This is a genomic window from Paenibacillus sp. USDA918EY (genome assembly GCF_009870825.1).
In the GTDB taxonomy this organism is placed as follows: domain Bacteria; phylum Bacillota; class Bacilli; order Paenibacillales; family Paenibacillaceae; genus Paenibacillus_AQ; species Paenibacillus_AQ albilobatus.
Genome location: NZ_WTWY01000015.1, coordinates 62,713 through 86,447 on the forward strand (window position 1 = coordinate 62,713; position 23,735 = coordinate 86,447).

At 54.8% G+C, this 23,735-nt stretch carries 20 protein-coding genes; 19 read left to right on the forward strand and 1 reads right to left on the reverse strand.

Annotation, left to right across the window (positions count from 1 at the left end):
* Window positions 1-121: 121 nt before the first annotated feature.
* From GQY55_RS23680 to GQY55_RS23700, 5 genes are all read left to right on the forward strand, one after another.
* On the forward strand, window positions 122-1,639 hold the full coding sequence (locus GQY55_RS23680) for a carboxypeptidase M32 (RefSeq protein ID WP_160044385.1): 1,518 nt from the start codon (window positions 122-124) through the stop codon (window positions 1,637-1,639).
* A 228-nt stretch (window positions 1,640-1,867) separates the two neighbouring features.
* Window positions 1,868-2,878 carry an ABC transporter substrate-binding protein gene (locus GQY55_RS23685; RefSeq protein ID WP_160044386.1) on the forward strand — a complete coding sequence of 337 codons (1,011 nt, stop codon included), beginning with the start codon at window positions 1,868-1,870 and terminating at the stop codon, window positions 2,876-2,878.
* Between the two features lie 29 nt (window positions 2,879-2,907).
* On the forward strand, window positions 2,908-3,684 hold the full coding sequence (locus tag GQY55_RS23690; protein ID WP_160044387.1) for an ABC transporter ATP-binding protein: 777 nt from the start codon (window positions 2,908-2,910) through the stop codon (window positions 3,682-3,684).
* 6 nt (window positions 3,685-3,690) lie between these two features.
* Window positions 3,691-4,539 carry an ABC transporter permease gene (locus GQY55_RS23695; RefSeq protein ID WP_160044388.1) on the forward strand — a complete coding sequence of 283 codons (849 nt, stop codon included), beginning with the start codon at window positions 3,691-3,693 and terminating at the stop codon, window positions 4,537-4,539.
* Window positions 4,540-4,687: 148 nt separating this feature from the next.
* On the forward strand, window positions 4,688-5,668 hold the full coding sequence (locus GQY55_RS23700; RefSeq protein ID WP_160044389.1) for an aromatic acid exporter family protein: 981 nt from the start codon (window positions 4,688-4,690) through the stop codon (window positions 5,666-5,668).
* An 89-nt stretch (window positions 5,669-5,757) separates the two neighbouring features.
* On the opposite strand, the gene GQY55_RS23705 is transcribed toward GQY55_RS23700, so the two are convergent.
* Window positions 5,758-6,180 carry a hypothetical protein gene (locus GQY55_RS23705; RefSeq protein ID WP_160044390.1) on the reverse strand — a complete coding sequence of 141 codons (423 nt, stop codon included), beginning with the start codon at window positions 6,178-6,180 and terminating at the stop codon, window positions 5,758-5,760.
* 208 nt (window positions 6,181-6,388) lie between these two features.
* Between GQY55_RS23705 and GQY55_RS23710 the strand changes: the two genes are divergently transcribed.
* From GQY55_RS23710 to GQY55_RS23775, 14 genes are all read left to right on the forward strand, one after another.
* On the forward strand, window positions 6,389-6,949 hold the full coding sequence (locus GQY55_RS23710; protein ID WP_160044391.1) for an outer spore coat protein CotE: 561 nt from the start codon (window positions 6,389-6,391) through the stop codon (window positions 6,947-6,949).
* Between the two features lie 123 nt (window positions 6,950-7,072).
* Window positions 7,073-8,323, forward strand: a complete 1,251-nt coding sequence (locus GQY55_RS23715) for a putative amidoligase domain-containing protein (RefSeq protein ID WP_160044392.1) — start codon at window positions 7,073-7,075, stop codon at window positions 8,321-8,323.
* A gap of 65 nt (window positions 8,324-8,388) precedes the next feature.
* Window positions 8,389-11,076, forward strand: a complete 2,688-nt coding sequence (mutS, locus tag GQY55_RS23720) for a DNA mismatch repair protein MutS (protein WP_160044393.1) — start codon at window positions 8,389-8,391, stop codon at window positions 11,074-11,076.
* Between the two features lie 44 nt (window positions 11,077-11,120).
* Window positions 11,121-13,136 (forward strand): DNA mismatch repair endonuclease MutL, encoded by a 2,016-nt coding sequence (gene mutL / locus GQY55_RS23725; protein ID WP_160044394.1) that lies wholly within the window; start codon window positions 11,121-11,123, stop codon window positions 13,134-13,136.
* Window positions 13,137-13,190: 54 nt separating this feature from the next.
* Window positions 13,191-13,976, forward strand: a complete 786-nt coding sequence (locus GQY55_RS23730; RefSeq protein WP_160044395.1) for a class I SAM-dependent methyltransferase — start codon at window positions 13,191-13,193, stop codon at window positions 13,974-13,976.
* Window positions 13,960-14,952, forward strand: coding sequence for a tRNA (adenosine(37)-N6)-dimethylallyltransferase MiaA (gene miaA / locus GQY55_RS23735; RefSeq protein WP_236575823.1), 993 nt, complete (start codon window positions 13,960-13,962; stop codon window positions 14,950-14,952). The genes GQY55_RS23730 and miaA overlap by 17 nt, the downstream gene beginning before the upstream one ends.
* Before the next feature lie 20 nt (window positions 14,953-14,972).
* The gene (gene hfq, locus GQY55_RS23740; protein WP_160044396.1) at window positions 14,973-15,212 is read left to right on the forward strand and encodes an RNA chaperone Hfq; all 240 of its coding nucleotides are present in this window, start codon (window positions 14,973-14,975) and stop codon (window positions 15,210-15,212) included.
* Between the two features lie 187 nt (window positions 15,213-15,399).
* Window positions 15,400-18,075, forward strand: a complete 2,676-nt coding sequence (locus tag GQY55_RS23745; protein ID WP_160044397.1) for a PBP1A family penicillin-binding protein — start codon at window positions 15,400-15,402, stop codon at window positions 18,073-18,075.
* A gap of 233 nt (window positions 18,076-18,308) precedes the next feature.
* Window positions 18,309-18,866 carry a DUF402 domain-containing protein gene (locus GQY55_RS23750; protein WP_160044398.1) on the forward strand — a complete coding sequence of 186 codons (558 nt, stop codon included), beginning with the start codon at window positions 18,309-18,311 and terminating at the stop codon, window positions 18,864-18,866.
* Window positions 18,863-19,522 carry a YdcF family protein gene (locus tag GQY55_RS23755; protein WP_160044399.1) on the forward strand — a complete coding sequence of 220 codons (660 nt, stop codon included), beginning with the start codon at window positions 18,863-18,865 and terminating at the stop codon, window positions 19,520-19,522. The genes GQY55_RS23750 and GQY55_RS23755 overlap by 4 nt, the downstream gene beginning before the upstream one ends.
* Window positions 19,523-19,601: 79 nt before the next feature.
* Complete coding sequence (gene spoVK / locus GQY55_RS23760; RefSeq protein WP_160044400.1) at window positions 19,602-20,588, forward strand: stage V sporulation protein K; 987 nt, start codon at window positions 19,602-19,604, stop codon at window positions 20,586-20,588.
* 43 nt (window positions 20,589-20,631) lie between these two features.
* A complete protein-coding gene (hflX, locus tag GQY55_RS23765) occupies window positions 20,632-21,921 on the forward strand; it encodes a GTPase HflX (RefSeq protein WP_160044401.1) in 1,290 nt (429 codons plus the stop codon).
* A 31-nt stretch (window positions 21,922-21,952) separates the two neighbouring features.
* On the forward strand, window positions 21,953-23,206 hold the full coding sequence (locus GQY55_RS23770; RefSeq protein WP_160044402.1) for a methionine gamma-lyase family protein: 1,254 nt from the start codon (window positions 21,953-21,955) through the stop codon (window positions 23,204-23,206).
* 84 nt (window positions 23,207-23,290) lie between these two features.
* The gene (locus tag GQY55_RS23775) at window positions 23,291-23,704 is read left to right on the forward strand and encodes a MerR family transcriptional regulator (protein ID WP_160044403.1); all 414 of its coding nucleotides are present in this window, start codon (window positions 23,291-23,293) and stop codon (window positions 23,702-23,704) included.
* Window positions 23,705-23,735 lie beyond the last annotated feature (31 nt).

Here is a 23,735-nt window from a genome sequence, read left to right on the forward strand (position 1 = left end):
CTCCTTCGCATCACCGTATCCGGCTTCGTCAGCGAACCTTCGTATTAAATATTGATTATACTTTCCGCAAAAAGTATCATCAAGAGGTAAGGCAAAAATACGTGGCGAGGTGAAACTTGAAATGAATAACGATGTCAAAGCAAAATGGGAAGCCTTTACGGAACTTGTCCGCAAAATTACCGCATACAATGAAGCGATCTCGCTCATGCATTGGGACCTGCGCACAGGCGCGCCGCGAAAAGGCGTGGAGCTTCGTTCCGGCGTGATCGGCACCTTGTCCGCCGAGCAGTTCAAGCTGCGCGTGTCCGACGAAATGGGAGAGTACATAGACTATTTCACCCGGCCGGAAGTCGACGGCCAGCTTGATGATACGGCCCGCCGCATCGTGAAGGAATGCAAAAAGGACTACGACGAGAACAAACGGATCCCCGCGAAAAAAATCGAGGAGTTTTCCGTGTTATCCGCGCATACGCAAACGATTTGGGAGGAAGCGAAAGCAAACAACGATTTTGCTTCGTTCGAGCCGAACCTGGTCAAAATCGTCGACTTGCTGAAGGAGTTCATCGGCTATTGGGGCGTCAAGGGCACGACGTACGACACGCTTCTCGATAAATACGAGCCGGAGTTGACCGTCGCCAAGCTGGATGAAGTTTTCGGGCGGCTGCGCGAACGTCTCGTGCCGCTTGTGGCGGCGATCCAAGCATCCCCGAACAAGCCGGACACGACGTTCCTGGATCAAATTTTCGAACAGGAGCAGCAGGAAAAAATGGGGCTCTTCATCCTCGGGCAAATGGGTTACGATTTTGACGCCGGACGTCTTGATGAAAGCGTTCACCCGTTTGCCATCGGACTGAACTCCGGTGACGTGCGGATTACGACCCATTATTTGCAGGATGACGTGACCAGCGCGCTGTTCAGCTCCCTGCATGAAGGCGGACACGCCTTGTATGAGCAAAACATCAGCAAGGATCTTGCCGGTACGCCGCTCGCTACAGGCACGTCGATGGGCATCCACGAATCCCAGTCCCGGTTGTGGGAAAACATCATCGGCCGCAGCCGCGCGTTCTGGGAGCGTTATTACCCGGATCTGCAAAAGCATTTCCCGCAGCAGCTTCAGGACGTGTCGCTCGACGACTTCTACCGTGCGGTGAACCGCGTGGAAAATTCCCTGATTCGGATCGAATCGGACGAACTGACGTACAACCTGCACATCATTATCCGGTACGAAATCGAAAAAATGATCTTTAACGAAGGCCTTGAAGTGAAGGATTTGCCGAAGGTATGGAACGAAAAATACCGGCAGTACCTTGGCATCACGCCTCCGAACGACAGCCTCGGCGTCTTGCAGGACGTTCACTGGTCCGGCGGCGATTTCGGCTATTTCGCATCCTACTCGCTCGGCAACATGTATGCCGCCCAAATCATGAATACGATGAAAAAAGAACTGCCGGAGCTCGACCAATACATCCGCGAAGGCAACCTGATTCCGATCAAGGAATGGTTGACCGAAAAAATTTACCGCTTCGGCAAAAGCCGCACGCCTGCGGAAATCATCATGCAGGTTACCGGCGAAGAACTGAACCCGGATTATCTGGCCGACTACTTGGAAGAAAAGTACAAGGAAATCTATAAGCTGTAAAGTTTTGAAAAATGAAATAGGCAAACGATTCTGGCCCTGAAGCCGATGTCCGCGACGTTATGCTGCGGATTCGAGCTCGGGGCTTTTTTATTGTAAGCCGTCTTTCCATCCGGCATCGCCCCTTCATTTTAAGGCTTGTGCCATGGATTCTTCACCCCGGTGTATAACCCTTTGCTGGGCTCATGCATATGATGGCAGTAGGCTCATGAAGAGGATGGAGGAAGGCGCATGATAAAGAACAAACGCGGAATGTGGATCGGACTTTTCTCCCTAGTCCTGTGCGGAATGTTGTTTTCGGGCTGCTCGGGCAGCAAAACCGCTGAAAAGGTTAAGGTGGGGGAAGTCACGAGATCCGTTTTCTACGCCCCTGAATATGTGGCGCTGGAAAAAGGATTTTTTAAGGAAGAAGGGCTGGATGTCGAACTGCAGACGATTCCGGGCGGCGACAAAACGATGACGGCGTTGTTGTCGGGGGCGATCGACGTCGCTTTGGTCGGCTCGGAAACGTCGATTTACGTGTATCAGCAGGGATCGGACGATCCGGTCATCAATTTCGGCCAAGTGACGCAGACGGACGGGACGTTTTTGATGGCGAGGAAGGCGGAAGGGAAGCTTGATTGGAACGAAGTAAAAGGAAGCAATTTCCTTGGCCAACGCAAAGGCGGCATGCCGCAAATGGCGGGCGAATTCACGTTGAGAAAGCATAACATCGACCCGCAAAAGGATTTGAACCTGATCCAAAACATCGATTTTGCCAACATCGCGTCGGCGTATTTATCCGGAACGGGAGATTACGTGCAGCTGTTCGAGCCGCAGGCGTCGATTTTCGAAAAGGAAGGCAAAGGGCGTGTCGTGGCATCCTTCGGCGAAGAAAGCGGCCACCTGCCATATACGGTGTTTATGTCGAAACGGAGTTATATCAAAAAACACGGCGATACGGTGCAGAAATTCACGAACGCGCTGCAAAAAGCGCAAAACTGGGTGCAGCAGCATAGTCCCGAAGAGATCGCCGACGCGGTTATGCCTTATTTTAAGGACGCGGATAAGGAAATCATTACATCCGCCGTCAAACGCTATAAAGATCAGGGGACGTACGCAACGGATCCGATCGTGGACGACGCGGAATGGAATAACCTGCTGGATGTGATGAGCCAGGCGGGAGAGCTGAAGGAGAAAGTGCCGGCAAAAGCGATCGTCGACAACAGCTTTGCCGAAAAAGCCAAATCTTCCGTCAAATAGCATTCCAGCGCCGAAAGGAGAGTGGAAGCATGGAGCCGGTAGTCGATTTGCAGCATATTACGCACGTATACGTCAGTGACCGCGAAGCATCGCTGGCCCTGGACGGTTTGGATTTGAAGGTATACCCGGGGGAGTTCGTAAGTCTTGTCGGACCTAGCGGGTGCGGCAAGACGACGCTGCTCTCGATCATCGCCGGGCTGATGAAGCCCACGAAAGGCGAGGCGTTCGTTTACGGACGCAAAGTGGAAGGACCTACGGCCGAGGTTGGATATATGCTGCAGCAGGATTATCTTTTCCCTTGGCGCACCATATTCGAAAATGCCTCGATCGGTCTGGAGCTAACGGGGAGGCTGGATCAGGAGCATCTGGCGCGAACCACGGCTCTTCTCGAAGAAATGGGGCTTGAGGAAGCCCGCAATTTATACCCGCAGCAGCTGTCCGGCGGGATGAGGCAGCGCGTGGCGCTTGTGCGAACCTTGACGACCGATCCGGGCATCCTGCTGCTGGATGAACCTTTTTCGGCCTTGGATTACCAAACGAAGCTGCAGCTTGAAGACCTCATCGCGGGGACGCTCCGTGAAAAAAACAAAACGGCGATTCTGGTCACGCATGATTTGTCCGAGGCGGCGGCGGTCAGCGATCGGGTCATCGTGCTGGGCAGCCGGCCGGGAAGGATCCTGAAATCGTTTGAAGTCCCGGAGCATATCCGGAGCGCCAGACCGCTGCTTGCCAGGGAGCAACAGGGCTTCAACGAGCTGTTTCATGAAATTTGGCGCGAAATGGAGAGCGCCGGGAATAAGGAGTGAGGGGAAATGTCATTGTTGGACAGCCGGATTACCGTAAGTACGCCCGCTCATCCGGACGACGGCATACAAGAGCTGCATCAGGCGCATCTCAAACGTCAAAAGAGACAGCGATTCCAGGTGCTTTCGGTTCAGCTGGCGATTCTGCTGTTGTTTTTTGCGTTATGGGAAACGGCCGGCCGGCTGAAATGGATCGACGTGCTGCTGTTCAGCTACCCGTCGAAGGTGTTCGCGCAGATCGGAAAGGATATCGCCAGCGGCGAACTTTGGGGCCATTTGGGCATTACCGTCGATGAAACGGTCGCCGGATTTGTGCTGGGAACGCTGCTTGGCACGCTCATTGCGGTGCTGATTTGGTGGTCCCCGTTTTTGTCCAAGGTGCTTGACCCGTACATGGTCGTGTTCAACAGCATGCCGAAGGTGGCATTGGGACCGATTTTTATCGTCATGTTCGGGGCCGGATTTTTGTCCATTACCGTAACGACGCTGTCGATCACCGTCATCGTGACGACCCTCGTCGTCTACAACAGCTTTTGCGAGGTCGATGCGAACCTGATCAAGGTGGTGCGCGTGTTCGGAGGAACGAAAGCGCAGGTTTTCCGCAAAGCGATTTTGCCCGCATCGTTTCCGACGATCATTTCGACGCTGAAAGTGAACGTGGGCATGGCATGGGTCGGCGTCATCGTCGGCGAATTTCTGGTTGCGAAAATGGGGCTCGGCTACTTGATCATTTACGGCTTTCAGGTGTTCAATTTTACGCTGGTGCTGTCGAGCCTGCTGATTATCGCCGTCGTGGCGACGGCCATGTACCAGCTGGTGGTTTACGTTGAACGTAAGCTGCTGGTCCACCGGCGCTGACCGAATTTGTTGCGAAATCGGGACATTTGCTCCGAAACGGAGCTGCCAGCCCCGCGTAACATTGTGTTGGCCGCCGAAATCCGCTACCATGGAATACGTCAACAAGAAGAAGGATTTTCAGATCCTTCTGCAAGAAAGAGGCGGTTTCATGGGCTTTCGGGTCATTAAAACAGCGATTGCGACGTTGATGGCGATCCTGGTGGCGGATGCTTTGGGTGTGACGGGACCGCTGTCCGCGGGCTTGCTTGCCGTGCTGGGCGTGGACGTCACCCGCAAAAGGAGCGTCAGAACGATTTCGGCCCGGTTTTTTGCGTCGCTCCTCGGGCTGGTGTTCGCCTGCGTGTTATTCGAAATTTTGGGTTTCCATTACTGGGTGCTGGCGATCTATATCCTGGTCGCGTTTCCGGCCATTGCGCGCGCCAATTTCAAGGAAGGCATCGTCACGAGTTCGGTCGTGGTGTTCCGGGTGTATGGAAACGGAAGCATCACGCTGCATTCGCTTTGGACGCAAATCGAGCTGCTGATCATCGGGCTTGGTTCGGCGTTGATTGTCAATTTGGCGTATATGCCGCGCGCTGCCGACCAAATGGTCGAAATCCGCAAACGGGTGGATCGGCAGTTCTCGATCATTTTTTCGATGATCGCGGAGTCGCTGCGCAACCCTGACGATATATGGGACGGCAAAGAAATCATCGAAGCCGGGAAAGAGATACGGAAAGGCCAGGAGGCGGCGCACCGGGCGATGGAAAACCAGATGCTCCATCCCGACGAAACCTGGAGCATCTATTTTTACATGCGGAAGGAGCAGCTGGAATCGATTCAGAACATGATGCAGCTGATTTCCCACGTCTATCGCAAGCTGCCGCAGGCCGACGATGTCGCCGAGCTCTTCGATCAGCTTAGCCATGACGTGACGGAGGAGATTTACACCGGGCGGACGGAATTTCTTTTGAACCGGCTGGAGCAGGAATTCAGGCAGATGGAGCTGCCGGCCACCCGGGAGGAATTCGAGATCCGATCGGCTATTTTGCAGCTGAACCGCGAGCTGTCGCTTTACCTCAAGTTGGCCAAAAAAAACAAGGCGCCGACCTCGGTGGCTGCCCGGAAAACCGCGATCGCATCGAAATAAATAAGCTTAGAGCTCCAAACGAAAAACCCTTGCCGCAGACTTCCAACTGAACCTGGTATGCCGGCAGGGGTTTAGTTTTGGGGACCGCATTATTCCACGTGTTGGGGCGGAAAATCACCGCCCTCCTGTACCAGCTTTACTTCGGAAGGACTGACCTCATACTGCCACGAATAGCTTAAATCCCCGTCAGGCGCTGCTCCTTCCGTCCTGAAATCTTTGGCGCTCCACTTTTCAGTCAGCGTGACGAGGTAGGCGGAATCGTCCAGTTTTTCGGCGGACGATATGAAACTTCCGGGCACGCGTATGCCCGGCGACGGCCCGCCCCCTTTGATGATGCCTGCGATTTCGCCGGCCTTCCCGGGAAAATCGGTTCGGCGGCTTTCACGAACGGCTTTGGCGATCGCCTCATTGGGCGTAAACGTTACCTCCACACCCGGTCCGGAGGAGCCTGAACAGCCTCCAAGCAAGCACGCACCAATCAATAACTGGTAGATCAGCGTTCTTTTCTTCATATCTACTCCCGTCGCAAAAGAGTCAAGTTTTTCTATGTTTTAGTTTCCAAACGCTTTTTTTGCCGGAATTGTTGCGTTTTTCGTGAATTTGCTCCGATTCTTTTTTCGCGGGGAAGAAGATTATTTCATTCATTTATGCTCGTTTAATCAACAAATGCCTATGTCCTGCATACACTTAAGTGAATGATTGTATGGAGGAGGTTCAAAGATGTCATTAAGCGATAAACATCAATGTAGAGAGATCATCACGAAAGCGATCTGCGGCAAAGGTCGTAAGTTCTCTACCGTAACACATACCGTGACTCCGCCTCATAATCCGACCAGTATTTTGGGGGCATGGATTATAAACCATCAGTACGAAGCGGTTGCCGCAGGCGACGGAATTGAAGTTATTGGTACTTACGATATCAACATCTGGTATTCCTATGACAAAAACTCTCAAACCGACGTCGCGAAAGAAACGGTATCTTATGTAGAATTAGTCCCGCTTTCGTACCTCGATCCGAAACACCGGGCTTCAACCGTGGAGGTTTCTGCGGAGGCCACGCAGGAACCGAGCTGCGTTGAAGCCAGTGTTTCGTCCGGGGGAGGCAACGTCATCATCCGTGTGGAACGCGAGTTCCGCGTGGAGCTGGTGGCCGAAACCAAAGTCCGCGTGCTCGTGTGCGGCAAAGGCCACGGCGATTACGAAGACAAGGAATTCGATTTCAGCGACGACGGGGATTATGAAGATCTGGATCCCGATTTGCTGGATGATGATGAATTGTAAATCGGGGAAGCTGGAAAAGAGGTATGGTTTAATATATGTCGAGAGGGCGGCGGCGTAGAGGGCGGATGCCCTCCTTTTTTATTTTTTTGCCGAAAAATTTTCGTGCGGAAGGGAAGGGAACCCATGGACAGTCGGGAAGAAGCGGAACGATTCGGCAGTTGGTCCGTCCAGCGCAGGCATATGCGGTTGATCAGGTCCGGGGTCGGCTCGCTGCTCGTTCCCGGCGGAAACCGGGACGGGAATGGGGAGTACCGCAGCAGATACGCCGTCCAGGTTTCTGGGCTGCATGCCATCGAAATCGCCGGTGTGCAGGGGGCGGGGCGAAACTTGCGGATCCCGGTCGCCATCGGTAGGGATCCGGCCGCCTCCCCCTCCTTGCTGAAGCAGCTGGAAAAGTTGGCGGTCCGCAGCCTTTATGCGCTCGGACTTAGCTCCGGGGAGGTCCTCCTGGTATCCGCCGGAGGCGATCGGAAGTATGCCGTCGAAAAAATTACGCCTTCGGCTTGGATCGGGAATTCCAGACTGGAAATGCTTTATAAGCGGGCACGGGAACAGGAACAAAGGCAGGCGGAGGGAATGGGAAACGGCCGGTCGCTTATGCTTGGCATGGATCCGGAGTTTCTGATCGTGGATCCTGTGAACGGCGAGGTTGTTCCTGCATCGCGTTTCCTTGACAAGGAAGGGGAAGTAGGCTGCGACGCCGTGCACGGGGAAGGCGGGACCGCATATCCGATTGCGGAGCTTCGCCCGCAGCCCAGCGAAAGCCCGCGCGGCCTGCTCATCGGGCTGATGAGGACGCTCCGCATGGCCGGGGAAATGATCGGCGATCGGTCGCTGCATTGGCTCGCCGGCGGGATGCCGAAATCCGGGCTTCCCCTCGGAGGGCATCTTCATTTTAGCGGGATCGGGTTGACGGCGGAGCTGCTGCGGGCGCTGGACAACTATTTGACGCTTCCCGTATCCGTCCTGGAAGCGCCGGGAAGCCGGTTAAGGCGCCCGAAATACGGATACCTCGGCGATTTTCGCAGGCAGCCCCACGGCGGGTTCGAATACCGGACCTTGCCGAGTTTTCTCGTCTCCCCCATGCTGACCAAAGGGATCGTCTATTTGGCCTATTTGATCGCGGCGAACCACGGCGAACTGAAGCGCCGCCCGCTGGATCGGGACGAACGGCTCCACCGGGCGTATTATGCGGGGCAGCGGGACGTCGTCAGGGAATATTTGGAGCCGCTGCTGGCAGACCTTCAAGCCTTGGAAGATTACAAGGAAGCGGAAAAGCATGTCCAGCCTTTGCTGCGCCACGTCCGGCGGGGAGGAACATGGGACGAAAGCCGAGACATCCGGCCGCTGTGGCATATTCCAATTCGGCCTTGATGATGATATCATTGCGTTTTCTGCTATAATAGGGCATGAGCAAAGTTCGAGGTTGGAGGTAAGTCATGGCAAAATATACGCCAATGATTGAACAATATTTGGCAATCAAGGAACAGGCAAAGGATGCATTCCTTTTTTTTCGTTTAGGCGATTTTTACGAGATGTTTTTTGAAGACGCCGTGAAGGCGTCGCGGGAGCTTGAAATTACGCTGACCGGCCGCGAGGGCGGCGGGGATGAGCGCATACCGATGTGCGGAGTTCCCTATCACTCGGCTGAGGGTTACATACAGCGACTGATCGAGAAAGGTTATAAAGTTGCGATTTGCGAGCAGATGGAAGATCCGGCCGTTACCAAGGGCATGGTTCGCCGGGAAATCGTCCGGGTGATTACGCCGGGCACCATCATGGAGGGCAAGACCGTCGCGGACAAATCGAACAACTACCTGGTTTGCGTCACGGAAAGCGACCGGATGATGGCGCTTTCCGCCTGCGACATATCGACGGGCGAATTGTACGTGACGTCGGTGCCCTCTTCCGTGGAGTGGCTTCGGGACGAAATCGGCATTTACGAACCTGCGGAAATGATCGGCGACAACCGCATGCTGGAGCTGATCCAAGCGGAACAAATCCAGTGGAGCCGTCCGATCGTGTATACGCCGTGGGATAAAAAAGACGAAAGCCTGGTGCGCAGCCAATTCGGGGAAGCGGCATGGGCCCGTCTGGATCCGGAGCGCCGCCGCTGCGTCGCCGTGCTCATATCGTACTTGAGCGAAACGCAGCGGCGTTCGCTCGGACAACTGACGCAGATTTCGCCGTATGAACCCGGAAACTATATGATTTTGGACCCGTTTACCCGCCGGAATCTGGAACTTGTCGAGACGGTGCGCGACCGCTCCAAGAAAGGCTCGCTGCTCTGGCTGCTGGACCGGACGCAAACGTCGATGGGAGCGCGGCTCCTGCGGCGATGGATCGATAAGCCGCTGCTTCACCGGGGAGCGATCGAAGAACGGCTGGAGGCCGTTGATCATTTATACAACCAGTTTATTTTGCGGGAAGACCTGAAGGCTTCCCTGAACGAAATTTACGACCTGGAGCGTCTCGTAGCGCGAATCGCGTTCGGGAGCGCCAACGGGCGTGATTTGAACGCGCTGAAATTGTCGCTCCGGCAAATCCCCGCCTTGAAGGACCTGTGCGCGTCTTCGTCATCGGCCACGCTGCGCCGTCTCGCGGACGAAATGGACGACTGCCGGGACTTGGGTGAAGCGATCGAGCGAACGATCGTCGAAGATCCTCCCGTGTCCGTCAGGGACGGGGGCCTCATCAAGCCGGGCTGCAACGAGCGGCTGGACGAATTGCGGGAAGCAAGCGTCAACGGCAAAAAATGGATCGCCGAGCTGGAAGCGAAGGAACGCGAGGTTACGGGCATACGGTCGCTGAAGATCGGATTCAACAAAGTGTTCGGCTACTACATCGAAGTGACCAAAGCAAACGTCGGCTCCCTCCCCGAAGGCCGGTACGAGCGCAAGCAGACGCTGACCAATGCCGAACGTTACGTCACGCCGGAGCTGAAAGAAAAGGAAGGCCTCATCCTGGAAGCCCAGGAAAAAATGGTCGACCTGGAATACGCTCTTTTCGCTGAGCTGCGGGAAAAGTTGGCTTCCGAAATTTCGAGGCTGCAGCAGCTTGCGGAAAAGGTGGCGGAGCTGGACGCTTACCAGTCGCTGGCCGCGGTCAGCGCCGAGCAGGGATTCGTGAAGCCGGTGCTTACCGACGGCTATGACCTTGTCGTGGAAGCGGGACGCCATCCCGTCGTGGAGGCGGTGATGAAGGATTCTTCCTTCATCGCGAACGAAACGAAGCTTACGCGCGACGAGGCCGCGATCCTGCTCATTACCGGCCCGAATATGGCCGGGAAAAGCACCTATATGCGCCAGGTGGCTTTGATCTCCATCATGGCCCAAATCGGGTGCTTCGTGCCGGCAGGAAAGGCCGAAGTGCCGATGATCGACCGCATCTTTACGCGCATCGGCGCGGCGGACGACCTGATCGGTGGGCAGAGCACGTTTATGGTAGAGATGGCCGATATCCAGGTCATGACGGAAAAAGCGACGCCGCGAAGCCTGATCATCATCGACGAGCTCGGCCGCGGCACGTCGACCAGCGAAGGCATGGCGATCGCCCAGGCCGTCATCGAATACGTGCATGACATCATCGGCTGCAAATCGCTGGTGTCCACGCATTTTCATGAGCTGGCCCATTTGGAAGAAAGCCTTCAAGGTTTGAAAAATTACTCGATGGCCGTGCAGGAAAGCGGAGAAAACGTACATTTCCTGCGCAAGCTGGTGCAGGGACCTGCAAGCAGCAGCTACGGCATCTATTGCGCGCGCCTGGCAGGGCTGCCTTCCTCGATTATTGGACGGGCTTACGACTTGCTGCAGGGGATCGAACACGGCGCGGTCCAAGCGGCCGCAGCCGCCGAAGCGGTGGAGGCGCCCAAGCCGCTGTCCGTTCCAAGCCCGATTGCGGAAGAACCGGTCAAGCCGGAGGAGTCTGCGGGCGAAGTCGTACAGCTATCCATTTTCGGCGAAGAAGAAGCACTGCCGGCGCAGAAAGCGGCCCATTCCGCCGCGAAGCCCGATCCGGCGCTTGAACAGATCGTGGACGCGATCAAAAGCGTGGACGTGATGAACATGACGCCGCTTCAAGCGATGCAGCTGCTGAACGAGTTAAAGATGAAAGCCAAGGACTTGTAACGGTCCGGCCGCAGATAGAAGCCATGAGATAAGGGGTGACGGAAATGGCTAAAATTCATATATTGGACGAGCATATTGCCAACCAGATTGCCGCCGGCGAAGTGGTGGAGCGCCCCGCGTCCGTCGTGAAGGAGCTGGTGGAAAACTCCATCGACGCCGGCGCGACCCGCATCGACGTGCATGTCGAAGAAGGCGGGCTCGAGGGCATCCGGGTCACCGACAACGGGGCGGGGATCGAGCCGGATGACCTGCAGACCGCCTTTTACCGGCACGCGACAAGCAAAATCGGCAGCAGCCGGGATTTGTTTCACATCACCAGCCTCGGCTTTCGCGGCGAGGCTTTGCCCAGCATCGCGGCCGTGGCCAAAGTGCAGCTGACGACCTCTAGCGGAGACGACGGCTTGGGCCGCCGCATCCGCGTCGAAGGCGGCAAGCTGGTAGCGGAAGAAGATACGCCGGCGCCGCGCGGGACAGACATTCAGGTCAAGGAATTATTTTTTAATACGCCGGCCCGCTTAAAATACATGAAGACGATCCAGACGGAGCTCGGCCACGTGTCCGATTACATGTACAGAATCGCCCTTTCCCATCCGGAAATCGCGATTACGCTTCGTCACAACGAAAACCAGCTGCTGAAGACGCTTGGCAACGGCGACCTGCTCCAGGTTATCGCCGCCATATACGGGACGCAGGCCGCGAAAGCGATGCTGCCGATTCGCGCCGAAAACCTCGATTTCGAGCTTGCCGGTTTCGTGAGCCTGCCCGAGTGGACCAGATCGAACCGCAACGGCGTGTCCACGATCGTCAACGGCAGATACATCCGCAATTACGGCCTGAACCAGGCGATCCAACGGGCCTACCATACGCTGCTGCCGATCAACCGCTACCCGCTTGCCGTGCTGGAAATCAAGATGCATCCTTCCCTGGTGGACGTCAACGTGCACCCCGCCAAGCTGGAGGTTCGTTTCAGCAAGGAACAGGAGCTGTTTCCGTTCGTAGAGGAAAGCATCCATCGCGTGCTGCGGCAGGAAGTGCTTATTCCCCAGGTGGTAAAGCAAAATGTCGGCGGGAAAAACAGCGGCTCCGTCATTCAGGAACAGTTCCATTTCCCGAATCGCGGCTTAGCCGCTCCCCCGCCGGTCAATGCGGGAGAAACGGCGGCCGCGCTGGAAGCCGGAGCCGTTTCGGCCTTGCCGGGAAACCGTCCTTTGCCGGGTTCGATATCCGGGAGCGGCGACTCGGCCCCTGCGCCGAAACCGGAGGAACGGCCGGCCGCAGGGAACGCGAGCATGTACGGCGGTTCGTCGCGTTCTACCCAGGGGGCTTGGCAGGCAAGCGGCGGCATGGTCAGGGAAACGCGGTCAATCCCGTACCGCGAAGCGGGTTATCCATCCCCGCAGCGGACGAGCGCCAGCTCGAATCCCGAGCTGGCGAGCCGGCTCTTGGCGGCATCGGCGGACGCTCCCGCCGAAATTCCGTCGTTTCCGGAGCTGACGCTCATCGGTCAGCATCACGGCACGTACCTGATCGCGCAAAACGATCAAGGGCTGTACCTGATCGACCAGCATGCGGCCCATGAACGCGTCAATTACGAATATTATTACGAAAAATTCGGTCAGCCCGCCGACGCCTCCCAGGAGCTCCTGCTGCCGATCACGCTGGAATTCACGCCTTCCGAAGCCGAACAGCTGAAAGAAAAGCTGCAGTGGTTCGAGCAGGTCGGCGTCTATCTGGAACATTTCGGCGGCCAGACGTTCCGCGTCCGTTCGCATCCCTACTGGTTTCCAAAGGGCGAAGAAAAATCGCTGATCGAGGAGATGGCCGAATGGGTGCTTGGCGAACGCAAGATCGACCTTGCCAAGCTGCGGGAGAAATCGTCGATCCTCTGCTCGTGCAAGGCTTCGATCAAAGCCAACCAAAAGCTGACGGAAGACGAGGCCAAAACGCTGCTCGATCGGCTGGGAGGCTGCAGACAGCCGTACACATGCCCGCATGGGCGGCCGATCGTCGTATCGTTTTCGACCTATGATTTGGAAAAACTGTTTAAACGGGTTATGTAAAGAAACGTCTGAAGACCCGTTTCGGTAACTATAAAGACAGGATTGGAGAGCGTCATGATAATTACTACAGGGGACAAGGCGGGGGAAGCCGTCATTCGCCGGGCCGCGGCTTTGGCCTCCCGAACCGGAGGCCAATACGTGCCGAGGCGCCATACTTCGCTGGCCAAAATGTCGAAGCTCCATGGCGACGAAGAAATCATCGTCGTCCTGGACGGCGGCGCAAGGCTGGTCAGGCCGGGGGGCGATACCGTGGAATTCCATCCCAGCATGGGTTTTATCCGCGCCAAGCGGATCCTGAAAGGCGAAAGCGACCCGATGCTCGACGCCGCATTGATGAGTCCGGGCGACAGCGTGCTGGACTGCACGGCGGGCCTCGGGACGGATACGCTCGTATTCGCCGTCAAAGGCGGCAGGGATTCCGCAATAACGGCTGTCGAGAGTTCGGCTTCCCTGTCGGCGCTTTTGTCCGAGGGAATGGCATATTATACTTCCAACGTGGAAGAGATCAATGACGCCATGCGGCGCGTCCGGATCGAAAGCGGCCATCATCTGGACGTGCTTCGGAGGATGCCGGACCGCAGCGTGGACATCGTATATTTTGACCCGATGTTCCGCGAGCCGCTGATGGATTCGTCGGCGATCCGGCCTCTCCGGCGGTTTGCCAACAGCGACCCGCTCTCACCGGAAAGCATCAAGGAAGCCGTCAGGGTTGCCCGGAAAACGGTGGTGCTGAAAGAAAAGCGGGGCAGCGGCGAATTTGCCCGCCTCGGATTTTCGGAGCAGGAGCGGTCCCATTCTAAAATATCTTATGGAGTGATCACCGTTGACAGGGAGAAATGAGCCCATCGATAAACCGAAACTGCTGGTGCTGGTCGGACCGACGGCCGTCGGGAAAACGAAGCTGAGCATCGAGCTGGCGAAAGAGTGGAATTGCGAAATTATATCCGGCGATTCGATGCAGGTGTACCGGGAGATGGATATCGGAACGGCCAAAATCGCGAAGGAAGAGATGCAGGGCGTTCCCCATCATTTGATCGATATCCACAATCCGGACGAACCGTATTCCGTGGCGGAATTTCAGGAGGAATGCCACCGCCTGATTCAGGATATCCACGCACGCGGCAAACTCCCTTTTATCGTCGGAGGAACAGGCTTATACGTCGAATCTGTCTGCTACGATTATCAATTCGCGCAGGTGGGGGAAGACAAGGCATTTCGCGACGAGCAGGCCGCCTTCGCCGAGGGAAACGGGGCGGAAGCGCTGCACGGCAGGCTGAAGGCGGTGGACCCGGCCAGCGCGGAAAAGCTTCATCCCAACGATCAAAGACGGATTATTAGGGCTTTGGAAATCTTTCATTTGACGGGTATCCCCCTATCGGCCCAACTTGAAGGGCAAACCCGGGAGTCTCCGTACCGATTATGCCTGCTCGGTTTGACAATGGATAGGCAAATGCTATATAAACGTATTGAAGCCCGCATTGACGAAATGCTGAAGCAGGGTTTGGTGGAAGAAGTGTCTTTGCTGCTGAACAAGGGCTACGGAACCGACCTGGTCTCGATGCAGGGACTCGGTTACAAACAGATCGCAAGCTATCTTCAAGGTCGCGAATCCCTTGAAGACGCGGTCGCGATCCTCAAGAGAGACACCCGCCGGTTTGCCAAACGCCAGCTGTCCTGGTTCCGCCACATGAAGGAAATCTCATGGGTGGACGTCACGGAGCCCGTAAATTTTTCTGCGAAAATGGCGGAAATCCGTGATATAATAGCAGGAAAGTTTCTCTCAAATCTTGAATATACTTCAAAACAATCTAAATGAAACGTTGGGGGTACGGATAAATGAACAAATCCATTAATATCCAAGATACATTCTTAAACCAGCTGCGTAAGGAAAATATCCCAGTGACCATTTTTCTCGTGAACGGATTTCAGATTCGCGGCACCATCAAGGCGTTTGACAACTTCACTGTCGTCGTGGATACCGACGGTAAGCAGCAAATGCTGTTCAAACACGCCATTTCTACGGTTACGCCTCAACGCAATGTTTCATTGATGCAGGAAACCCAGCAAGAGGGCTAACGGACGTATTTTGAAACTTTTCTGGATGATTTTCGTTTAAGTATATAGACAGCGGGCAAGCGAAGCGGCCGGTACGCAGCTTGCTGCGATGTCTGTAGGCATAGAAACTGGAGCGGAGCAACCTTGACAAGGTTGTTCTTTTCATTCCAAAACTCGAAATTCATCCTAAAGGGAGTCAGGAGGCACCATGGATAACAATAAGCTGTCGCGGACAGGCAACAAAAACAAAGAACAGCCGTCCAAGACGCCTAAAAAGAAGAAAAGAAAACTGTCGGGCAAACGCATATTTTGGACTTTGTTTTTTACATGCGCCATCGCCGTTTTTTGCGCGTTGGCAGGATACTTGTACATCTCCGTCAACGGAGAACGGCTGTATCAGGCGAACAAGGACAAAATTACGCTGCATGAAAACTCCAAGGTGTATGACCGCAACGGGAACGTGATAGGCGAGCTGTCGCTGCAGAAAAGCGACCCGGTCAACAGCGAGGACATTCCGAAGCTGCTGAAGGAAGCTTTTGTCGCGACGGAGGATAAACGGTTCTATGAACACAGCGGCGTCGATCTCTGGTCGATCGGCCGTGCGGCCGTCAAGGACGTGATCGCCCGTTCCAAAGTGGAAGGCGGCAGCACGATCACGCAGCAGCTGGCGAGAAACATTTTCCTGACGCGCGACAAGACGTTTTTCCGTAAAGCGACGGAAGTGTCGATCGCGCTGGCTTTGGACCGGAATTTGACCAAAGACGAAGTGTTGACGATGTACTTGAACCGGATCAATTTCGGCGGCCAGATTTACGGCATCAAGGAAGCGTCGAAATATTACTTCGGAGTATCCGATTTGAAAGAATTGAAATTGTGGCAAATGGCCACGCTGGCGGCGATGCCGAAAGGCCCGTCCAAATACAACCCGCTCCGCAATCCGGACCTTTCCATGCAGCGCCGCGCGGTCGTATTGAACCTGATGGCCGAGCAAGGATATATTACCGCCGAAGAAGCGGAACAGGCGAAAAAGGTCGTTTATGACTATGAACCGCCGAAGAAAAAGCAAAATTACCAGAACTTTATGGATTACGTCATGAACGAAGCCGAAGATGTAACGGGCCTCAGCGAAGACGACCTGAACATCGGCGGCTACAAAATTTACACCACGATGGATGCCAATGCGCAGAAAGTGCTTGAAAAGGAATTCGCGGACGCGTCCAACTTCGAAAAAAGCAAGGACGATAAGCAGGTTCAGGGTTCCATGGTCATCATGAACCAGGAGAACGGCGCTTTGGTGGCCTTGCTCGGCGGCCGCGATTACGAGCGGAAGGGCTACAGCCGCGTCACGAACAGCCGCCGTCAGCCGGGTTCGGCGTTCAAGCCGATCGTTTCTTACGCGCCGGCGCTCGAATCCGGAAAGTTCAACATCAATACGCCGCTAAGCAACGAGAAGCAATGCTTCGGCAAATATTGCCCGACGAACTTGCATGGATATTCCAGCACCATCAGCATGGAGGAAGCGATCACGAAATCGGAGAACATTCCTGCGGTTTGGCTGCTGAACCAAATCGGCGTCAAAGCGGGGTACGATTTCGCGACGAAGCTGGGCATCCAGCTGACGGACGAGGACAAAAACCTCGCGATGGCGCTCGGCGGGATCAGCAAAGGCACCAACACGCTGGAAATGGCTCAGGCATACAGCACGTTTGCCAACGGCGGAACGTTCTACAAAGCGTTTTCGATTAAGAAAATCGTGGACAGCGACGGCAAAGTCGTGTTTGAGCACAAGGACAGCGGCAAAAAAGTGATGGAAGAAAGCACGGCCTATCAAATGACCCGGATGATGGAAAACGTCGTCGACAGCGGCACAGGTAAAAAGGCCAGAATCAATCGCCCCGTCGCAGGCAAAACGGGTACGACGCAAAGCGGCATTAAAGGCAACAAATCCAACCGTGACGTTTGGTTTGTCGGTTATACGCCGGAGCTGACGGCAGCGGTGTGGATGGGTTATGACAACCCGGACAAAGATCATCTGCTGCACAACAGCAGTCCGCTTGCCGCGGCGTTCTGGGGCAAAGTGATGAAACAGGCACTCGAAAACTTCCCGGCCAAGGAATTTAAAGTGCCGGCCGACATGAAGGAGAAGGAACCGGAACCGCCTGCTCAAGAGACGCCACAACTCCATGTCAGCGGGCTTATCGCAAGCTACAGTCCCGACACGCAAACCGTCTCCTTATCGTGGAACGGTGACGAGAACGGCAACGCCGTTTACCGCCTCTACCGCAAGGCGGCATCCGAAGGGGACTTCACGGTGCTGCAGGACGGCATCCGGACGACAAGCATCGATGACATCGGCACGGTTGCCGGCGAATCTTACCAGTATTACGTGGTCGCGGTTTCTCCGGACACCGGCCAAGAGTCCGATCCGTCGAACACGGTGACCGTCACGATCCAGCCGCAGCAGGATGAGCAGCTCCCGCCGCCGGATGAAAACATGGGGGACCATGGGCAGAACGGCGACGACATGACCGGCCAGGATCCGAACCAGAACGGCGGCTTCGATAACGGTCAGGGCACCGGCAATCCGGGTAACGGAAGCACCGACGGCAACGGAAACCAAAGCAATAACGGCAACTCAAATGGAAATGGCAATGGTAAGGGCAATGGACATGGCATTGGCAACGGGAATGGGAACGGTAATGGTAACGGGAACGGGAACGCCCATCAGGGCGGCGATCCCGGAGCCGGCTCCGGAAGCGGAGACACAGGGACAACCGTTCCGCCGGATAACGGCGGCTCGTCCGATCCGGGAAGCACGGATGGAGCCCAAAGAGTGGATAACTTCAGTACCGGTACGGTAGAGGGCGAGACCACCAACCCTTAAATCACCAAAAAAAGATATCAAGAGCCTCCAATCACGGATTGGAGGCTCTTTTTTCTTAGGCTGGGGAAAGGATAAATGAATTTACGCATGCAGGTCCTATAGGGGATGGAGTTGTATCCATCATGTTTTTCTTCTCCTCGGGCCCGTGGTTGCGCTATAGTAGTGGTATATATTTTGAGTGTGTTTCTTAAATGTGATAAGCTGAAGCTAACATATTGGAGAGGGAAATTTCCATGAAACGAAAATTTGGAGATCGCGCGAACTGGCGCCGGATTTCCCGCCGGCGTTTTGCCTGCCGTTATGTTGAAAGCGAGAAATTTACCGGCTACATAACGCTATACACCATTTACAACTTAAAAGAGCCGCTTTGGAAGCATTATGGAACCCATACGTATCGGATTGCGGATAAGGGCTACTCCTGGCTGCAGTATTTCCCCAAAAACAGCCATTATATCGTGACCGCCATGTTTGATGAAAAACAAGAAATCATTCAGTGGTATATAGACACGTGCAAGACCCAGGGCGTAACCGAACAGGGGGTTCCCTGGTTCGACGATCTGTACTTGGATATCGTCGTCCTGAGAAACGGAGAGGTGTTTCTGCTCGACGAGGATGAGCTGGAGGAAGCGCTCGCCCGCGGCGTCATTACGAAAGAGGACTACATGCTTGCGACAACGACCGCCAGGGAAGTGCTGCATGCGATAAACGCCCATACGTTTCCTTACTTCCTAATGTCGCTGGATCACCGCAAGCGGCTGTTCGAGAATGGAGATTTCAGGAGGAAAACATGAACCGTTATGAGCAAGGACCGATTGTCGTGACCAGAAAAAGGCGCTCACCCGTGAAGCGAGTACTGACAGCCATCGCCGTTTTGGTCATCGCAGGACTTCTGTGGTGCGGGTACGTCTGGTGGAAAATGGATCACGCAGCAAGCTCTGCGCTGAACGAACCGCGTGATGTCGGCATCGTCTTGGGAGCTTCCATGTGGGGCGACGCCCCAAGTCCGGGGCTGAAGGAAAGGCTGGACGAAGCGCTTATCCTTTATAAGGATAAGAAATTCGGAGTCATGATCGTCAGCGGCGGACTGGACAAGCCCGGCAACAAATATACCGAAGCGGAAGGGATGAGAAACTATCTCGTTCAGCAAGGCGTCCCGGAATCGGCTATCATTTTGGAAAACAAAGCGCGAAGCACTTACGAAAATCTTCTGTTCAGCAAACAAATCATGAAAGACCGCGGCTTCAAAAGCGCGGTGATCGTGACGCATCAATATCACGGCATGCGCTCGAAGGATATTGCGGACTTTTTGAACTATGACGATCCGAAGCTCGGGTTAACCGAGTCCAAAACGCTCCAAATGAAATATCATAAGCCGCGCGAGGTGCTGGCCTATACGAAGTGGAAGCTCGATGAGTTCCTGCTGTGGCTTGGATGGAAAAAGGCCTGAAACTGCTAATAACCGTCACCGAACTAGAATACATTGAATAGAGAAACCAACTTGCGAAAAGATATGAGGTGATGGATGCATGAACGGGCGTGTTGCGGCCGCGAACGGCCGGCCGGAAGGCAGGCCATCCAGACAAATCAATGTGATTTTACGCAGCCAGGAGCCTCCTGTACTTAGCAGCGCCGTTCCCGAAAAGGAACCTGCGCCGGCGCAAAAAAGCGTGGTACAGCACACCTTGTACCAGGAAATTCAGAAAGAGCTGGATAAACTGGTAGGCCTCGAAAACATTAAGGAGTTCGTGTTTGAAATTTACGCCCTTTTGCAAATCGCGCATTTGCGTCAGGAAGCGGGTCTGGTCAGCGGAGGGCAGGTATATCATATGGTCTTCAAAGGAAATCCGGGAACGGGGAAAACGACGGTGGCCCGGATCATCGCAAAGCTTTTTCAAAAGATGGGGGTGCTCAGCAAAGGGCACTTGATCGAAGTGGAGCGGGCGGATCTGGTTGGGGAATACATCGGGCATACCGCACAGAAAACGAGGGACCTGGTCAAAAAGGCGCTCGGAGGCATCCTCTTCATCGACGAAGCCTACAGCTTGGCCCGCGGCGGGGAAAAAGACTTTGGCAAAGAAGCGATCGATACGCTGGTCAAAGCGATGGAAGACCATAAAAATCAGTTCGTGCTTATTTTGGCGGGCTACTCGGACGAAATCGATTATTTTTTGCAGACGAATCCGGGGCTGCCTTCCCGCTTTCCGATTCAGATAGAGTTTCCGGATTACACGGTGGACCAGTTGATTCAAATTTCCGAGCTGATGGCGAAGGAACGGGATTACATTTTGATGCCGCAGGCGATAATGAAACTTAGGCAGCACTTGATTCAGGAAAAAAACGAAACCGAACATGCCTTCAGCAACGCCAGATACGTGCGCAACATGATCGAAAAATCGATACGCAACCAGGCCGTGCGGCTGCTGAATCTGTATTCGAACACCAATCCGGGCAAGCTTGAGCTGATGACGCTCAGAACGGAGGACTTCAAGCTCGAAGCCAAGGGTTCGACATGATGCTAGGAAGAGCTGAAGGCTGCGGAAAAGGGGCACTTATTCATTGGCACATACGACATACGATACCAATATGACGACACGCGACCGGGCTGTGCTGGTCAGCCTCGTGACCGACGAGGTCAAACGTTCGGGCATCGACCCGGAGCATTCGCTGCAGGAGCTGGTCAGCCTTGCGGAGACGGCCGGCGTCGAAGTGCTTGACGTCATGAGTCAAAACCGCGACGTGCCGGATGCCCGCTGGCTGATCGGCAAAGGCAAGGTCGAGGAGCTTCGGCAGTCCATACTTGCGGTTCAGGCGAACACCGCCATTTTCGACCATGATCTGTCGGGGGCGCAAGTGCGCAATTTGGAGCAAAGTCTGGACGTTAAAATCATTGACCGCACGCAGCTTATTTTGGACATCTTCGCCCAGCGCGCCAAAACGCGCGAAGGGATCATTCAGGTCGAGCTGGCGCAGCTCTCTTATTTGCTTCCGCGCCTTTCCGGCCACGGCAAAAATTTGTCGCGGCTGGGCGGCGGCATCGGAACGCGCGGTCCGGGCGAAAGCAAACTCGAAACTGACCGGCGCCATATCCGCGGCCGCATCGGCGATTTGAAAAAGCAGCTCGAAGCGGTCATCAAACACCGCAAGCTGTACCGGGGCCGACGGCAAAAAAGCGGAGCCATCCAAATCGCGCTCGTCGGATATACGAATGCCGGAAAGTCGACGCTGCTGAAGCAATTAACAAACGCAGACGTTTATATCGAAAACCAGCTGTTCGCAACGCTGGATCCGACCTCGCGCATGCTGGAGCTTCCCGGGGGGAGCGAGGTCATTTTGACCGACACGGTCGGGTTTATCCAAAACCTTCCGCATGATCTTGTCGCGCCATTCCGGGCGACGCTGGAGGAAGCCAACGAGGCGGATTTGATTTTGCATGTCGTCGACGCTTCGTCGCCGATGCGGGAGGAGCAGATGAAGGTCGTCGATGCCATTTTGGAAGAACTCGGGGCCGCGGATAAACCGCAGCTGATTTTGTTCAACAAAAAGGATGCCTGCACGCCGGAGCAGCTTGAAATGCTTCCTTCAGGTCCGGGATACATGAAAATGAGCGCATTGAACCAAGGCGATTTGCAGGCCCTCAAGCAGGCGATCCAGGACCGGTTGGCCGGGGGGATTCTGTCGTTCCGGGTACCGCCGGCGGACGGCAACGCCATGGCCATGTTGTACCGGATCGGCGATGTATTGGAGCAAAAACCGGATGAACATGATATGATCTATAAGGTGCAGGTTCACAAACCCGATTACGAAAAATGGGGACATATGGTGGAGCCGTACCTGATCAAGGATTAAATGGGATATGTAGAGGAGAAATTCGAAAGACATGGTACAATTCGCAGAACAGTTGGAACAATGGAAAGAAGCCGCGGAAGAGCGGATCACGGAGCAATTTCGGAAGCTGGATCGCGTCATCGACCACAATCAATGGAAAGTCATCGAAGCGTTCCAGCGCCATCAAGTCAGCGATTTCCACTTTGCGGGTTCGACGGGATATGCTTATAACGACCGGGGAAGAGAAGTGCTTGATTTGGTATATGCGGACGTATTCGGGGCTGAAGCCGCCCTGGTGCGCCCGCATTTTGCTTCCGGCACGCATACGATTTCGACAGCCCTTTTCGGCGTGTTAAGACCGGGCGACGAGCTGTTTTACATTACCGGACGCCCTTACGATACGCTCCATAAAGTGATCGGAAAAGAAGGCGACGGAACGGGCTCGCTTCGGGATTTCGGCATCGCGTACCGGGAAGCGGCGCTAACGGCGGAAGGCGGGATCGATTGGGATGCGGTGCGCGCCGGAATCCATGAGTCGACGAAGGTTATCGGCATTCAGCGTTCGAGAGGATATGATTGGCGTTCGTCCTTTACCGTCGGCGAAATCGGCGAGATGATCCGAAAAGTAAAAGAGATCAAACCTGACGTCATCGTGTTTGTCGATAACTGCTACGGGGAATTTACGGAAATGATGGAGCCGACCGAAGTGGGCGCCGATCTTATCGCGGGATCGCTGATCAAAAATCCGGGCGGAGGCATAGCCGAAACCGGAGGATATATTTGCGGGCGGCAGCGGTACGTGGATTTGTGCGCTTACCGGCTGACGGCTCCTGGCATCGGCGCCGAGGTCGGAGCCATGCTCGGAACGACGCGCGGCATTTACCAGGGGCTGTTTTTGGCTCCGACGCTGGTGGGACAAGCCTTGAAAGGCAGCATTTTTGCGGCGGCGATGTTCGAACAGGCGGGGTTTGTGACCAAGCCGGCTTGGAACGAACCGCGCACGGATTTGATTCAGGCCATCTCGTTTACGAGCGCGGAGCATTTGATCGCTTTTGTGCAGGGCATTCAGCGGGCCGCAGCGGTGGACAGCCATGTCGTTCCCGAGCCGTGGGACATGCCTGGCTATGATCATCCGGTCATTATGGCGGCAGGCACCTTCATTCAGGGCGGAAGTCTGGAATTGTCCGCGGACGCGCCGATCCGGGAACCTTTTATAGGGTATATGCAGGGCGGTTTGACTTACTCCCATGTCAAGTTTGGGGTCATGTTGGCGTTGCAGCGGATGGAAGAGCGAAATTTATTGTAAGTTTTTCTGACATGTCATTGACGCATGAGATCAGGAAAGGTACAATATGAGTGAGAAAAGTTTACTGGAAGGTTGAGATGAGTCATGGGTGATGAGATCCGCAGAAACATGGCATTGTTCCCCATTGGGATTGTGATGAAATTGACCGATTTGTCCGCAAGACAAATCCGGTACTATGAACAGCATAACCTGATCGTTCCTGCGCGCACCTCGGGCAATCAAAGGCTGTTCTCCTTTAACGACGTGGAAAGATTGCTTGAAATCAAATCGTTGATCGAAAAAGGAGTCAATATCGCCGGCATTAAGCAAGTGATGAACCCGGTGACCAAGGAATCGGAGGAAGCGACGGTCATTACCGCGGACACGGAAGTGAAGCGGAAGGAAATGACGGAATCGCAATTGCACCGCCTGCTGAAGCAGCAGCTTGTTTCGGGTAAGAGACCGGGTCAGGTATCTTTGATCCAAGGCGAATTGTCCCGGTTTTTTAATAAAAAATAAACAACATTCACCATTGGAAAGGGAGAGGATC

Coding starts and splice junctions, on each gene's coding strand:
- GQY55_RS23685 (WP_160044386.1), top strand. CDS start 1,868: ATGATAAAGAACAAACGCGGAATGTGGATCGGACTTTTCTCCCTAGTC.
- GQY55_RS23680 (WP_160044385.1), top strand. CDS start 122: ATGAATAACGATGTCAAAGCAAAATGGGAAGCCTTTACGGAACTTGTC.
- GQY55_RS23690 (WP_160044387.1), top strand. CDS start 2,908: ATGGAGCCGGTAGTCGATTTGCAGCATATTACGCACGTATACGTCAGT.
- GQY55_RS23730 (WP_160044395.1), top strand. CDS start 13,191: ATGATAATTACTACAGGGGACAAGGCGGGGGAAGCCGTCATTCGCCGG.
- GQY55_RS23750 (WP_160044398.1), top strand. CDS start 18,309: ATGAAACGAAAATTTGGAGATCGCGCGAACTGGCGCCGGATTTCCCGC.
- GQY55_RS23710 (WP_160044391.1), top strand. CDS start 6,389: ATGTCATTAAGCGATAAACATCAATGTAGAGAGATCATCACGAAAGCG.
- GQY55_RS23695 (WP_160044388.1), top strand. CDS start 3,691: ATGTCATTGTTGGACAGCCGGATTACCGTAAGTACGCCCGCTCATCCG.
- GQY55_RS23705 (WP_160044390.1), bottom strand. CDS start 6,180: ATGAAGAAAAGAACGCTGATCTACCAGTTATTGATTGGTGCGTGCTTG.
- spoVK (WP_160044400.1), top strand. CDS start 19,602: ATGAACGGGCGTGTTGCGGCCGCGAACGGCCGGCCGGAAGGCAGGCCA.
- hfq (WP_160044396.1), top strand. CDS start 14,973: ATGAACAAATCCATTAATATCCAAGATACATTCTTAAACCAGCTGCGT.
- mutL (WP_160044394.1), top strand. CDS start 11,121: ATGGCTAAAATTCATATATTGGACGAGCATATTGCCAACCAGATTGCC.
- GQY55_RS23755 (WP_160044399.1), top strand. CDS start 18,863: ATGAACCGTTATGAGCAAGGACCGATTGTCGTGACCAGAAAAAGGCGC.
- GQY55_RS23715 (WP_160044392.1), top strand. CDS start 7,073: ATGGACAGTCGGGAAGAAGCGGAACGATTCGGCAGTTGGTCCGTCCAG.
- GQY55_RS23775 (WP_160044403.1), top strand. CDS start 23,291: ATGGGTGATGAGATCCGCAGAAACATGGCATTGTTCCCCATTGGGATT.
- GQY55_RS23700 (WP_160044389.1), top strand. CDS start 4,688: ATGGGCTTTCGGGTCATTAAAACAGCGATTGCGACGTTGATGGCGATC.
- mutS (WP_160044393.1), top strand. CDS start 8,389: ATGGCAAAATATACGCCAATGATTGAACAATATTTGGCAATCAAGGAA.
- GQY55_RS23745 (WP_160044397.1), top strand. CDS start 15,400: ATGGATAACAATAAGCTGTCGCGGACAGGCAACAAAAACAAAGAACAG.
- GQY55_RS23770 (WP_160044402.1), top strand. CDS start 21,953: ATGGTACAATTCGCAGAACAGTTGGAACAATGGAAAGAAGCCGCGGAA.